Here is a 13,489-nt window from a genome sequence, read left to right as displayed (position 1 = left end):
TACACTTGGGAGATTTTCAGTTAAATCCTTACAGAAGACCAATGATTCAATCCGCTCTTTGTGTTCTGGTTGTTTTTTACTCTAAAAAGTAAATTAGCCATGCTTTAAGTCTATCTTAAATAACTCAGAAGGTAATCTATCTAAGATTTTTCTGCAGTTTTCCCTGAAAAAGCAAATTCGATTTCCTTGATTAAAACACCAAATAAAAAGGACAGTCCTAGAGTAACACTCCCCCTTTTCATATAAACATTCCATGGTATATACTAATCTTCTTCAAATTTTCCTGTTTTTGGGTCCTTATAACACCAATAAGGGTCATAGGAGTTCTTTAATTTTTGCATATCCTCCCATGTATACACCCAGTCGAAGTCCGGTACCCAAAAATAATGTTTGGGGTTTCTTTTCAAATATTCATAGCTAAACCGAAAAACAATATCCTTAACATCTTTAATGTCCTCGATGTATCCAACACGACATAATTCAAGACTCGGATCCAGTCCGACATCTTCATAATAATAGAAGGATTCGCCAGGATATTTATCTTTTCTACTCACATATAACAAAAACTGTTTTGGACAAAATTGTTTGCCATCCAATTTTTCACAAATATTTGTTTGCATATATTTAAAATGCCCATCATTAAAATACTCTACATTACCAACTCGTACTTGCAAATTAGCAAAATAAGCTGACACAATCACATTGAATAAAAACTTTTCCGGAGTATATTCTTGATACGGTATTAAAATGTTTGCAGGGGTTCCCATATTACTTTAATACCTCCTCTAATTCCTCTAATGAATTAACAATTGTAACCCCTTTTCCCTTAATAATATCTAACCGCTTTTGATCACTTGGATGTAATTTTTTTAAAGGTTTGTCAATATATAGGATGACTTTTTTGTTGTAAGGATTCATAAATTCCTTATTATTTGAATCAATATATTTATCAAATTGGTCTAATTTATCTCCAATAGACCTCATCGATCTTTTTACCTCAATGATTTCATCCTTTGTTTCAACATCTAAATCTCCGGCAGTTTCATTATCTGATCTTAAAATACTCTTTCCAACCCCTTTTACTTCCTTTATTTTTCTTACATAGTCAGCCACTTTTGCTTCGGTTGCTTTTCCAACATCTTTGCTTTTTAAATCACTTTTTATTTTATTTTCAATATCCTTTGGGCGTTGTTCAAACCAATGCAACTCATTTCCAGAAGGATTAGTATATTTTGCTTTATTACCTTCTTTAACCATTTTGCCTATAATCTTGTTCCCTGTAGGCCCCGAACCATTTCCCCCATCTTTATCATACGAAAAATCACATTCCAATTTCGGAAGCAGCATGGCTGCCAGGTAACTGTCAGCGGACTGATGGGCTGCAAAGGAACAATCGATATCGATCTTGTTGACGAACTTTACAACTTTGGGAACGCCAAAGAAGCCCATCCCCAACAAGGAAATACCTGTTGCACCGGTGATCAGGGTGTTTTTCCAGTTGATTTTCTGACCGCGAAAGTAGAAATCGGCCATGTTTCTCCAGCCGTCTTTGCGGAAGAACTTTTGCACCGGGGCAGGCAGGCGGTCGATGAGACGGCGGCGTCCACTTGACATGGCTTTGCTTTCTCTGGCCCATTTTGCGGCTTTGCCTGCTCCTTTTGTTCCAAAAACAGCCAAAACCATTTCTCCTGCAGCATAACCAAACCATTCCGCGCGGCTTTTGGCGTCTCCATTAACAACATCTCTCATCCATGATTCGGAAATGGCTTGCCAAATCGCTTTTCCCGTCTCAACGGGATGTGTGACGGCATGGATGATGCCCATGAGACTGTCGATCGGATTGGCCAAAATGTCCCAGATTCCGGTTATCGTATCGACCAGCAGTTTGCCGAATCCTTTGAAGAAGTGGCCGACGACAATGACTACGGAAGTGAGCAAGGCCAGGACTTTTTCAATCCCCTCCCAAAAAGCGGAGGCTTTTTCCTTCGTCCATTCCTTTGCGGCAGCAATCTTTTCCCCCGCCCACTTCCAACCATCAGAGACAGGTTTGGTGATCCAGTCCCAGGTTCCGCTTTCTTTCTGCGTATTTTGAGAGATTGACTCTGTTTCCGCTTGCGGTTCCGGTGCCTGGTCAACCTGCCCGAAGTCTTCTTGCACCTCTGGAACCTGAAAACTTCTGTCCGCATAAACTTCTGCGGGAAACAAGCAACTCATGCCTACCCCTGCCAATAAAAAAAGGATCATAGAGTGCCTGAGAACTTTCCCCATATCTTCCTTTCGAAACTCCACTCTGTGGATTAAAAAAGCTATCCTGGAATTATATATTTTATTTTATAATATATCTCAACTGTCCACCTGGCTTTTTTCGTATAATGCTGAAACTTTAACTTAATCATATTGATCTCTACTATTTTATTTATGTAGATATAAGCCAGTTCCTTCGAGACATGAGCTGGCTTTTAATATCAAACTCCCGACTTGCTCCTCTATCTCTTCCGCCGCACCATTTCCTGAACAAAGTAGGAGGCCACATCCGGAGCAAGTGTTCCCGGGCCAAAACCGGCATCAAATCCCAATTCCAGTGCCAGTTCGTGATCAATGCGCGGCCCCCCGCAAATCAGGATAAACCGGTCTCTGATTCCTTCCGCTTCCAACAGTTCAACCAGCCCGGTCAAATTGGTAATATGGATGTCTTTTTGTGTCACTACCTGCGAAACCAGCAGCACATCTGCCCGGTACTCTATCGCTCTGACAATCAATGCTTCATTTTCAACCTGACTGCCGAGATTGTAAGCCTCGATTTCCGGGTACCGTTCCAGGCCATATTCCCCGTTGTAGCCTTTCATGTTCATGATCGCATCAATACCGACGGTATGCGCATCAGTCCCTGTACAAGCCCCGACGACGACCACCTTCCGCCCGATTCTCTCCCGGATGAACTGATTGATTTCCTCAAAATTCATGCGGCTGTTTTGGAACTTGGGTACCCGGATGGCGGCATAATCAACAAAATGCCGGCATTTTCCGTAAACGACAAAAAAGGTGAAGTCAACTCCCAGATCCTTCATATGATAAACCTGCGGCTCATCCAGCCCCATCTTTTCCGCCAGTTGCCTTGCCGCTTCTCTTGCTTCTTCACCGCAGGGAACAGGCAGGGTGAAACTTAATTGCACCATGCCGTCATTCAAAGTATCACCGTAAGGCTTGACGTGGGTAAAATCGATGTTCATGATCCGTCCGCTCCTTCCCTTGGCACAAGCCCGAGCCGTAACCGGAGTTCTTCCTCAACTGGATTAAAATATCCACTGCCTTTTTCAAGTACTCCCCGCAATCCTTTTCCACCCGTGAAGGAACGCTTCACATCCGCGAACATTCCTTTTTCCAGCGCCTTAAACAGCCCCATTTGCCGCACTTCCTCCAGCATTTCCGCTGCCTTTTTCAATACATGCTGCGCTCTTTTTTCAATCCGCCCTCCCGGCCTGAACAAAATCTCTTCCCCCAGGTGGCGGGCATTATGGAAAACGTAGGCCGCGTTTTCAATGGCCAATTGCCGGTCATGGATATAGGGAGTATGCATTGCTTCCGTCATCATGCCCAACAATTGCACTTCCTGATTGGTCATGACGCCCACCATATTGAAAAGTGCATTCTGGACATGTCCTTTAAAAATGTTTCCTGTCATATGCTTTGTCGGAGGCATATATTTTAACGGGGCTTCCGGAAAAATCTGCCTCACCATCCGTGCCTGGGCGATTTCCCACAGCAAGCCGTCTTCCAGATCGGGATTGATCTCAAACGCATGCCCCAGACCCATTTGTTTCTGTGACAGCCCTGACAGAAAAGCCAGCTGTTCATTGATAAACTGGGAAGCCAGCACAGTGTGTGCCGCTTCTTCCGCATCGGCGGTAGTCAGATAATTGTCCTCTCCGGTATTGATCATGATCCCGGCATAGCTGTTAATCATCCGGGAAAACGCCTGATCAATCAATGTCCGCTGCATGTTGATATCGCGGAACAATATCCCGTACAATGCATCATTCAGCATGACATCCAGCCGCTCAAGCGCTCCCATCGCGGCAATCTCCGGCATGCACAAGCCGGAGCAGTAGTTGCACAGACGGATATACCGCCCTGCTTCCCTGCCCGCCTCATCCAGCGCTTTTCGCATCATGCGGAAATTTTCCCGGGTGGCAAAAGTGCCGCCAAACCCTTCCCTGGTCAAACCATACGGGACATAGTCAAGCAAACTCTGTCCCGTGCTGCGGATCACGGCAATAATGTCCGCACCCTGTCTGACGGCAGATCTGGCCTGGATCACATCCTCATAAATATCCCCGGTAGCTACAATGACGTACAAATAAGGCTTTTTCCCCGTTCCGGTTTTTTGAATCAGGCGATCTCTGGTGTACCGGTTTTGCTTAATTTTATCAAGGGCGGCGCAGGCAAGTTCTTTTCCTTTTTTCCTGATTTCAAAGGGAGAGACCTGGGAAAGACGGGTCAGGTCAAGCTTGCCTTCCGCCACCTGTTCCGCAATTTCCTGAGCAGTACATTGCCGGACAATCATGGCATTGATCACCCAATAAGCCGCTCCCGTTTCCAGGCACCCATTGGCCAATAAATGGTCGACAACCACATTGGGAAGCGGTACCGATTCCGCATTGGTACCATCAATTCCCAACAGCCTCAAAACCGTCCGTTCAACAGCAACGGTGGTTCGGCTGGAAATATAATGGTCCACCCGGGCAGCGATCTCTTTTGCCGCCTGGCGCGCACGGTCAATCATAACCGGATCGAGCCACAGTTTATCCATTGTCCATCCCCCTTCCCGCCACTTTTTGTCTGGCCAGCCGGACAATTTGCGAAGGCAGGCCAAGTTGCTCGACAATCCAAAGCGCTTCGTGCGGAACCGAAGCGGCCTTTGTAACGGAAACAAGCCGGTAATCCATCATTTCCCGCAAAGTCTGCCGGATTTCCCTGACAGTCTGCTTTTCTGCCGGCACTTTCAACCGCCCCGAAATGCCCGAAACCTGATACAAGCGAATCTTCTTAACTGCCAGCACTTCCCGGTAATGCGTCACATGAACGGTCCAATACGGCTGTTTCGCCAGATAGGCGGTGACTGCCTCTGACAACGCGGACCCTTCGACCGGATTGGTTCCGCTTCCGATTTCATCCAGCAGCAACAACCCTGTTTCCTTACGGCTGATCCAATCACGAAGCCGGGCCATTTCGGCGCCAAACCGGCTCAGCCCTTGCCTGATTCCCTGCTTGTCGCCCATGATGCCGGCCACCCATGAAAAGAGTGGCATCTCACAGGACGAAGCCGGTACAAAAAATCCCCATTGCGAAAGAACAGCAACCAGTCCCAATGTTCTCAAGGCGACGGTTTTTCCGCCCATATTCGGGCCAATAATCACCGTGACTCCTTGCCTGATTGTGCAATCAAGCCGGGTCATGGAACAGCCCTCTTCCGCAAGCTGTTTTTCCACAGCGGGATGAAAAGCCCCTTCCATCCGGAAATGATCCGGTGACCATCGCGGCCGGACTCCCTGCCAATGTTCAGCTGCCCGTACCCGGGCACATTGCAGGTCAAGGTGCGTGATCTTTTGCAGCCAACTTTCCAACTCCGGAACCAGGGGAGCAAACTTTTGCACCAGGCGTTCACTGACCTCCTGTTCCAACCGGGCAATTTCTTCTTCCAACCGGTCAATTTCACCGTTTCCTACCGGTTTGCACCGATAGACCACTTCATGTACCGTTTCCCGGACATGCTCCAGTTCCGGCATGGTTTCCCACGCAAGAAACTGATCCGGTTTTTTGGGAACCACCCATTCTCCAAACCGGTTGCGAAGACGACCGGTTTTCTGTTCGATCCGCTGTGCCGTCTGCTCATTTTCTCTTTGCTGCCCGGCCCGCAACTGGCGCCACTTTTTTCTGGACATCTTCAGACGCTCATCATAAGCATCATCAAACCAAAAAGTGGGCGTTAACTCCGGGGAAGGATTTAAAAGCCGGATCGCATGCTCACACTTGCTTGCCGTTTGCCCGTCCGGAAAAATCAGGCTGGACAGGGCCGTTTTTTGCAAAAGCAGATGAATCTCCTTCAGAGCCCATAAAAATGTTTTCAGATCAAACCATTCCGTCAGTTGAGGCGTTTCCGATTCTGCCAGTTTTCGCAGGACCGGAGAAATGTCCGGGATATTGCCTAACCGGCGGCTAAGGGATTCTGTGAAACCGGAGTGGTCTTTCATCAACCGGATCATGGTTTCCTGTTCTTGCAAACATTGTTGCCACGCATCTTCCTGCCCTGGCAGAAAGGGAGAAAGCTCCTTTTTTCTTTGCCTGCCATATGGGGTAAGCGGCTGAAACCATTGAAAACAGAAAGACAGATCAAGATCTTCCTCAGTCTGGCGGTCACAAAACACCATCCCACACTCCCTGTTCCCGCGGATCCCGGACCGCATCCACCACTGGCAGGGGAAAACAGACTTGGCCGATTTTTTCTTTCATCTCCTGCGGTGGAAAGGAATAGCCCTCCGGGGAATCCGGGTTAATGGCTGCTTTGATCAGGCGAATCGGTTCCAGTACCCGGATCTCGCCTCCTTGCCGGTGAAATCGATAAAACATTGGCAAATGGACAAACAAATGAGCAGCACTGGGAATAATCAGGCGAACGGCCTGACGATGTTGCAGCAGGGTCTCAAGCATTTGGTCTGTCAACGCCCCTGCCATTGCCAACGCATCCCAATTATTTTGAATCCACTCCTTCTCTCTGACCTTCAGTTCAAGGAAACCGGATAAAGGCAGGATTTCAAGGCGTCCTTCCAACACCCCAACCACTCGCCTCCGTTTTATGGCGATATGCCCGGCCTGCCGCTCAAGGGGAGCGGTACTCTCTTTCAATCGAAAGAGACGAAACCATTCTTTCGCTTTTTTGATCACCTCTGTCAAGCTGGGGCTGAGTGAAGCACCAATCACAACAATGCTCGCATCAGTCAATTGGGGACAAGATGGAGAGCGACGGTCATAGGCGCCATCCAGCAAAATTTTTTCTGCGCCGGCCTCACTGAGCAAGCGCATTGCCTGCTTCGCCCCGTTTCTGGTCGGGATTCCGGCCAGTTGCACCGCCCCCTCCCGTTTGGCACGGGCAATATAAACTTTTCCCAATACCGAGGAAATCCCGCAATCCTGGAGCACTTCCCAATTTCCCGGCTGACGGTTCAGCCAAAAAGCCGAAGTGGCCACCAGCATATTTTTCCGTACCCGGATGGGTGGTTTTTCTCTCCCGCTCCAGGCATCACGCTGTTCTCCATCAACCCCCATGCTTAAAAGGCCAAGGGGAAAACCGGACTTTGGATAATCATGGATCAATGCATTTAACACGGTTGTTTTTCCGGCATTTTTGGATAAACCGATCACTGAGATCGAACGGATTGGTTTCATTCACATCCCTCGTCAGCGGTGTCCGACAGCCAGATTCCTGCCGCCCAGGCTCCGGCGCTCTTCCCGTTCCAGCTGTTTAGGCTCCAGATTGACCCGTTCATCATCCATTAATGCGGCAATTCCCACCTGCTCGCCCGCTGTCTGGCAATATTCACATTCCTCCGGATTGTGCGGCTTGTAGCGGTGAGGTTCCGGATAGCTGGTTATCACCCCTTCAAAATTGCGCAACACCGTCTTGTCCGGACTTTGGGAGAGGATATAGTTGGGGCTGAGCGGAATCTTGCCACCGCCTCCCGGTGCATCGACCACAAAAGTGGGAACGGCATAGCCCGATGTGTGTCCGCGCAAATATTCAACAATTTCCAGACCTTTTGCGACCGGAGCGCGAAAATGCCCGATTCCTTCCGATAGGTCGCATTGATAGATATAGTAGGGACGCACGCGGATTTTTACCAGTTCATGCATCAATTTTTTCATCACATGCGGACAGTCATTGATTCCTGCGAGAATGACAGATTGATTTCCTAGGGGAACCCCGGCGTCTGCCAGCATCTCACAAGCCCGTCTTGATTCTGCGGTAATTTCTTTCGGATGGTTGAAATGGGTATTAATCCAGACGGGATGGTACTTTTTCAAAATCCGGCACAAATTTTCCGTAATCCGCTGCGGGAACACGACCGGGGCCCGCGTTCCAATCCGAATAATTTCCACATGGGGAATCTCGCGCAGGTTTTGCAGCAAATATTCCAGAATGCGATCATTGACCAGCAACGCGTCCCCTCCTGACAAAAGGACATCCCTTACCTGTGGCGTATTTCGAATATAGTCGATGCAGGCATCCATCTGTTTTTTGGGAACACCCATCCCAATTTGCCCTGAAAACCGACGGCGTGTGCAATAACGGCAATACATGGAGCATTGATTGGTGATCAGAAACAGTACCCTGTCCGGATAACGGTGCGTCAAGCCTGGTACGGGAGAGTCGGTATCCTCCAGAAGTGGATCTTTCATGTCATATGGAGTGCGGTTCAATTCCGACGAGACAGGAACGGATTGTATCCGAACCGGATCACGGGGATTATCGGGGTCCATCAGCAGCGCATAGTAAGGAGTAATGTTCAGCGGAATCGTCTGTCCGGAAACTTCCGCCCCTTCTATTTCTTCCGGACTCAGGTTGATCACCTTGCCCAAGTCGTCCACGTTTTTAATTGTATGTGTCAATTGCCACAGCCAGTCGTTCCACTCAGCATCTGTCACATCTTTCCACAACTCAATTTCACGCCAATCTCGCATCCATACCTGCTCCTTTCAACCAGTGATTTATCCGTAACGCCTGACAATCACCTGAAACAAATCCCCGCATTCGCGAAGGGACTCCAAAGCAAGGGAAGCGTGGCCCGGGGCATATCCGTTTCCAATCATCATTTGCACATCTTTGCCAGCTCCCTCCGCGCCCAGGGCCGCTTTGGCAAAGCTGACGGCCATGCTGAAAAAGTAAACCACACCACCTTCCCGGGTAGCCAGAATGGCGGAAAGTTCTGTATCGGGGACATTGACGCAATTAATGGTCAAATCAGCCAACGCCCCTTTTGTTGCTTTATCGACTGCTTCATATACCGCAAGGGAATTGGTCGCATCCAGACAGATCACGTCATGGGCAATATTCAGGGAAAGGATCTCCTCACATGCCTCTCCATTTTCTTCAATGGCGATGACTTGCCCCTGTCTCCCCGCGGTCTTCCAGGCCTGGTACAAACTTAACAAACCGGATTTTCCCCCTGCTCCCAGCACTACAACCCGATGCTGCGGTTTTACCAGCCGGGCCGTTTGTGCCGGAGCGCCGCAAACATCCAGTACAGAAAGTACTGCCTTTTCGGGAATATCCCCGGGCAGAATGGCAAACGGACAGCTTGCAAACAATACGGCCTGCCCGTCAACGTCGATTTGTCCTGTATCCAGGTGGACCTGCCTGATTTTTTCAATCGTGAGTGGAGTAAGTGTCAGAGAAACAAGAGTTGCGATTTTTTTTCCCGGTTGCGCCCCGGCACTGGGAAACCGCGACCCCACTTCCGCTACCGTCCCGATCAGTATCCCGCCCGAACCGGTTAACGGATTATGCATTTTCCCGCGTTCAGACACAATGGACATGATTTGCCGGGCAATTCGATCGGGATCATTCACCGCTTCCTTTTTCAACTGGGCAAATGAAGCGGAATCAATATTCAGGCACTCCACGCGAATCAGGCATTCATTGTCGTAAACCTCCGGAGTCGGATCCAGCTTCCACGCTGGCTGCGGCAACACACCCGCCGGTTCGATGACGCGGTGCAAACCATAATGATGGCCTTTTTTACAGACCAAGCAACCACCCCCTTTGTTTGCTCCTGCTCGCCTTTTAATATTGCAAAAAAGGTGCCAAATAGAAAATTCTTGCATAATTGCGTTTTCAAATCCAATCAGTCCTAAAAATGCCCAATTTTAGGCATCCACAAGTACAGGTTTGCAATTTGGAAAAAGCAAAATGTGAAATTTACCGAAGAAAAACGGGAAGCGGTTGGGCAGCGGGGGCGGAATGCCCGGATAAACAGGGGACACTGAAGTGCCTTGACGGCCTCCTTGAAAAAAGCGGAGACCGGTCAAGCCGTTCATTGCCTCAAGCAGGATTCCCGCAAGCGGATGTCCTGAAGCATTACACCCAGCCGATTTTTTTCAGCTTGTATTGCAAGGTCTGACGCGGAATTCCCAATCGTTTGGCTGCTTTCAACACATTTCCCTTTGTCTCGGACATGGCCTGTTCAATAAACTGTTTTTCCACCTCTTTGACAACTTCTTTCAATGATTTTCCGGCCAGATCTCCCGTAAAAAGAAGCTTTCCTGCATTTGGAATTTTGTGAAAATGTTGCGGCAAATGAGCGAGAGTCAATTCATGTTCCGTGGCCAGATTGAGCGCCCCCTCCAAGGTATGTGCCAATTCCCTTACGTTGCCGGGCCAGTCATAGCTTGAAAATGCATCAAATACTTCAGGGGAAACCGACTCAACCGGAGAGTTCAACTCGGCTTTCAGTTTGCGGAAAAAATAACGGGTCAGGCAATCAATATCGTCTTTTCGTTCCCTCAGCGGAGGAAGGTGAAGCCCTACCACATGAATCCGGTAATACAGATCCCTTCGCAATTTACCCTCACGGATACTGTTTGATGGATCTTCATTGGTGGCAACAATTATGCGAATATCGACAGACCGGAACCTGGTATCCCCGACACGCCGAACCCCGCCGTCTTCCAACACCCGCAACAGTTTTGCCTGCAACCCGACGGGCATTGCCTGAATTTCATCCAGAAACAGAGTTCCCCCATCAGCCAGTTCAAACAGGCCGGGGCGATCTTCTGCTCCCGTAAATGCTCCCTTGACCGTCCCAAACAGGATCCCTTCCAGCAAGGTAGCCGGAATCGCCGCACAATTCTGGACGATAAACGGACCGGATACGCGTTTGGATGCACTGTGGATCGACTGGACAAACAATTCTTTGCCCGTTCCGGTTTCCCCGACCACCAGTACAGGGGATTTTGTCTGTGCTGCCCGCTTGGCTTTATCGATCTCAGCAAGCATATTACGATTTTGCGTGACAATATCCGTAAACCGATAAAAATGCTGGTGTTTACAGGACAGGTGCCTGTTCGGTTCGTGTATTTGCTCCTGCAAGTGAATCACCTGATCGGACAATTCCTTCACTTGCGTAATATCGCGTGAAATTTCTGCCGCTCCGACCACTTTCCCCTGCACATGGAGTGGGATGGTACGATTCACTGTTAATACCCGTTTTCCCTTTCGGTTCATATAGGCCTGCTGCTGTTCCCCTATGGAAACCCCGGTCTGCAATACCTTGAGAAGTGTGCTCGTTTTCTGGGTCAAGGAAGGAAAAGCTTCCAAAACATGAACCCCCATGACTTCGTCGATATCCATCCCGTCCAAAACAGAAGCGACCCGGTTGTAAAAAACGGTAATCCCTTGTGCATTTACAATGTGAATTCCTTCATCCAAACAATCCAAAAATTCAAAAATAAAATCCTTGGAAACGCTTGACACAAGCAACCGAATTCCTCCTTATTCTTCAGGTGCCAAAAAATAGTCAGAATGTTGACAGAAATTTGTCATTTGCATTATTGTAACTGGAAATGCCAATCCTTGTCTACTCAAAGAACAAAGAGGATTCCTTCCTCGAGAAGTTAATACATGGGAACATTACCTTGCCTGGAAGCAGACCGAGACATTTCGGCGTTCGCTTTCCGGCAGGCAAACTTTCTCCCCGACCGTTTCACCTGTTTTCCCTTCCAGCGAACGCTTTCCTTTTTCCCTTGCATTCTTACTTTTTACCGGCAAGTTCCTGATTGTCATTTTTCACCTTGATCCTGCTTCTCCTTAAAAATTGTCCAGTTCACCATTTGGCAATGGCCCCCACAGTTGCAGCAAATTATCAATTGTATACTTTTCTTTCTTTTCATCGTCTTCCCGATTCAGGCTGTAAATGGTAATTTTGGCAATTCCCTTGCCGGACAGGGGAAGGATGGCTTCCTTTGGAATATTCACTTTAAAGTCAACGGTTGTATAGTCTTTATCCCTGTCTTTATGAAAAGTGACCGCCTGCCCGTTTAACACCAGCCGTGAACTGAATCCGTCAACCGCATAAATATCATAATAAAAAGTCCGCCCTGGCAAATCATTGTTCACTTTTAATGTCACTTCATATTTTCCGTTCTCTCCCGTCACGTGGAAATCCCGGAACATTCTGCTTTCGGTTTTTTCTTCGCCGGGGATCTCCTTCCACCATTTGTGATTCCACTCCGGCTGCACTTCATCCGGTTTTTCCTGTGGCACCGCCGTCTGACCGGGATTACTTTCCTGACCGGTTTCCTGCTTCGTTTCTCCAATCATTTGATAAAAAAGACTTAATAATAACAAGCCAAGCATTGCCGTTCCCGACAGAATCCCGATTTTTTTGAGGCTCCATTTCCTTTTCGGTTTTTTCTGCTGGTTCCGGTTGACCGGTAACATATGCGCGTCCGGTTTTTTTAATGCATGCTGCAAGGCATATTTCATTTCAGCTGCCGTCTGGTAACGCTTTTTCGGATCTTTGTCCAAAGCGCGAAGCATCACCTGCCGTAACGCCTCAGGAATGTTCGGGTTATATATTCGCGGATCGGGAACCGGTTCCTGCAGGTGTTTCAATGCGATCGATATGGAGCTGTCTCCATTGAAAGGAACTTTTTTTGTCAGCATCTCATACAACAGAATGCCCAGTGAGTATATGTCGGTAGAGCAGTCAATTCGTCCTCCTGAAGCCTGCTCCGGAGAAAAATAATGAACCGACCCCATCACGTAACCCGTTTTTGTGGTAATGGTTGATGCGCTGGGTAAATGGGAGATTCCAAAATCGGCTACTTTATAGCGATGATCCCGGTCAACCAGAATATTGTGCGGTTTGATATCGCGATGGATGATTCCGTGACGGTGAGCGTGGGACAAACCGTCACAAATCTGCGAAGCAATGGTTACAGCTTTTTCCGGAGAAAATGGTCCCTCTTTTTTGATCAACTGTATTAACGACGGTCCACTCACATACTCCATCACCATATAATAGACAGACCCTTCCCGTCCCACATCGTAGACACTGACAATATTGGGATGAGACAAACTGCCTGCTGCTTTCGCTTCCCGAAAAAACCTGCGAATGAAATCCTGGTCATGTACCAATGAGTTGTTCATCACTTTGACCGCAACATAACGATCAATGAGTAAATCCTTGGCCTTGTAAACAACGGCCATTCCCCCTCCACCCAGAGAGTGGAGAATCTTGTATCTCCCCGCCAGCTTCATTCCTTCCATCATAACCTTGTCTCCTTGTTTATAATCCCTGACATTTCTATTCCAATCAACCTATTTATTTCCAGCACACAAAATAAGGTTAGGCAATTCTATTAAAACGTTCTTTTCAACGGCAAAGTGTTACATTTTTTTAAACGTTCATCGCATTTCATTGACCGACGCTCT

General features: G+C 48.0%; 12 protein-coding genes. 1 reads left to right on the top strand and 11 read right to left on the bottom strand.

What is annotated here, in order from left to right; genetic code table 11:
- Window positions 1–263 precede the first annotated feature (263 nt).
- The 8 genes from H2C83_RS11695 to kdd form a co-directional block, all read right to left on the bottom strand.
- Window positions 264–767 carry a hypothetical protein gene (locus H2C83_RS11695; protein ID WP_181740929.1) on the bottom strand — a complete coding sequence of 168 codons (504 nt, stop codon included), beginning with the start codon at window positions 765–767 and terminating at the stop codon, window positions 264–266.
- Between the two features lies 1 nt (window position 768).
- The gene (locus tag H2C83_RS17420) at window positions 769–2,214 is read right to left on the bottom strand and encodes a hypothetical protein (RefSeq protein ID WP_220184130.1); all 1,446 of its coding nucleotides are present in this window, start codon (window positions 2,212–2,214) and stop codon (window positions 769–771) included.
- A gap of 272 nt (window positions 2,215–2,486) precedes the next feature.
- Complete coding sequence (gene kamE, locus H2C83_RS11685; RefSeq protein ID WP_181740927.1) at window positions 2,487–3,230, bottom strand: lysine 5,6-aminomutase subunit beta; 744 nt, start codon at window positions 3,228–3,230, stop codon at window positions 2,487–2,489.
- Complete coding sequence (gene kamD / locus H2C83_RS11680) at window positions 3,227–4,810, bottom strand: lysine 5,6-aminomutase subunit alpha (RefSeq protein ID WP_181740925.1); 1,584 nt, start codon at window positions 4,808–4,810, stop codon at window positions 3,227–3,229. Before kamD ends, kamE begins: the two co-directional genes overlap by 4 nt.
- Window positions 4,803–6,428 (bottom strand): lysine 5,6-aminomutase reactivase ATPase KamC, encoded by a 1,626-nt coding sequence (gene kamC, locus H2C83_RS11675; protein ID WP_181740923.1) that lies wholly within the window; start codon window positions 6,426–6,428, stop codon window positions 4,803–4,805. Before kamC ends, kamD begins: the two co-directional genes overlap by 8 nt.
- Complete coding sequence (gene kamB, locus H2C83_RS11670) at window positions 6,415–7,443, bottom strand: lysine 5,6-aminomutase reactivase subunit KamB (RefSeq protein WP_181740921.1); 1,029 nt, start codon at window positions 7,441–7,443, stop codon at window positions 6,415–6,417. Before kamB ends, kamC begins: the two co-directional genes overlap by 14 nt.
- Window positions 7,444–7,455: 12 nt before the next feature.
- On the bottom strand, window positions 7,456–8,736 hold the full coding sequence (gene kamA / locus H2C83_RS11665) for a lysine 2,3-aminomutase (RefSeq protein WP_181740919.1): 1,281 nt from the start codon (window positions 8,734–8,736) through the stop codon (window positions 7,456–7,458).
- Between the two features lie 27 nt (window positions 8,737–8,763).
- Entirely contained in the window at window positions 8,764–9,804 is a 1,041-nt protein-coding gene (gene kdd, locus H2C83_RS11660; protein ID WP_181740917.1) for an L-erythro-3,5-diaminohexanoate dehydrogenase, read from the bottom strand.
- A gap of 107 nt (window positions 9,805–9,911) precedes the next feature.
- Here kdd and H2C83_RS17415 point away from each other — a divergent pair, with 107 nt between their 5' ends.
- Window positions 9,912–10,175, top strand: coding sequence for a hypothetical protein (locus H2C83_RS17415; RefSeq protein WP_220184129.1), 264 nt, complete (start codon window positions 9,912–9,914; stop codon window positions 10,173–10,175).
- Here the strand turns inward: H2C83_RS17415 and H2C83_RS11655 are convergent.
- The 3 genes from H2C83_RS11655 to H2C83_RS11645 all read right to left on the bottom strand — a co-directional run bounded on the left by H2C83_RS11655 (window position 10,133) and on the right by H2C83_RS11645 (window position 13,327).
- Window positions 10,133–11,527 carry a sigma-54 interaction domain-containing protein gene (locus H2C83_RS11655; RefSeq protein ID WP_312853912.1) on the bottom strand — a complete coding sequence of 465 codons (1,395 nt, stop codon included), beginning with the start codon at window positions 11,525–11,527 and terminating at the stop codon, window positions 10,133–10,135. The genes H2C83_RS17415 and H2C83_RS11655 overlap by 43 nt on opposite strands.
- A gap of 156 nt (window positions 11,528–11,683) precedes the next feature.
- Window positions 11,684–11,836: a hypothetical protein gene (locus tag H2C83_RS11650; protein WP_181740915.1), complete on the bottom strand. Its 153-nt coding sequence runs from the start codon at window positions 11,834–11,836 to the stop codon at window positions 11,684–11,686.
- Window positions 11,837–11,860: 24 nt separating this feature from the next.
- Window positions 11,861–13,327: a protein kinase domain-containing protein gene (locus H2C83_RS11645; protein WP_181740913.1), complete on the bottom strand. Its 1,467-nt coding sequence runs from the start codon at window positions 13,325–13,327 to the stop codon at window positions 11,861–11,863.
- Between the last annotated feature and the right edge of the window lie 162 nt (window positions 13,328–13,489).

The organism is Thermoactinomyces mirandus (genome assembly GCF_013868055.1).
Lineage (GTDB): Bacteria > Bacillota > Bacilli > Thermoactinomycetales > Thermoactinomycetaceae > Thermoactinomyces > Thermoactinomyces mirandus.
The sequence above is the reverse complement of the archived record's forward strand: the minus strand, read 5'-3'. Positions and strand labels throughout refer to the sequence as shown.

Coding starts and splice junctions, on each gene's coding strand:
- H2C83_RS11695 (WP_181740929.1), bottom strand. CDS start 767: ATGGGAACCCCTGCAAACATTTTAATACCGTATCAAGAATATACTCCG.
- H2C83_RS17420 (WP_220184130.1), bottom strand. CDS start 2,214: ATGAGTTGCTTGTTTCCCGCAGAAGTTTATGCGGACAGAAGTTTTCAG.
- kamE (WP_181740927.1), bottom strand. CDS start 3,230: ATGAACATCGATTTTACCCACGTCAAGCCTTACGGTGATACTTTGAAT.
- kamD (WP_181740925.1), bottom strand. CDS start 4,810: ATGGATAAACTGTGGCTCGATCCGGTTATGATTGACCGTGCGCGCCAG.
- kamC (WP_181740923.1), bottom strand. CDS start 6,428: ATGGTGTTTTGTGACCGCCAGACTGAGGAAGATCTTGATCTGTCTTTC.
- kamB (WP_181740921.1), bottom strand. CDS start 7,443: ATGAAACCAATCCGTTCGATCTCAGTGATCGGTTTATCCAAAAATGCC.
- kamA (WP_181740919.1), bottom strand. CDS start 8,736: ATGCGAGATTGGCGTGAAATTGAGTTGTGGAAAGATGTGACAGATGCT.
- H2C83_RS17415 (WP_220184129.1), top strand. CDS start 9,912: ATGCCCAATTTTAGGCATCCACAAGTACAGGTTTGCAATTTGGAAAAA.
- H2C83_RS11650 (WP_181740915.1), bottom strand. CDS start 11,836: ATGACAATCAGGAACTTGCCGGTAAAAAGTAAGAATGCAAGGGAAAAA.
- H2C83_RS11645 (WP_181740913.1), bottom strand. CDS start 13,327: ATGATGGAAGGAATGAAGCTGGCGGGGAGATACAAGATTCTCCACTCT.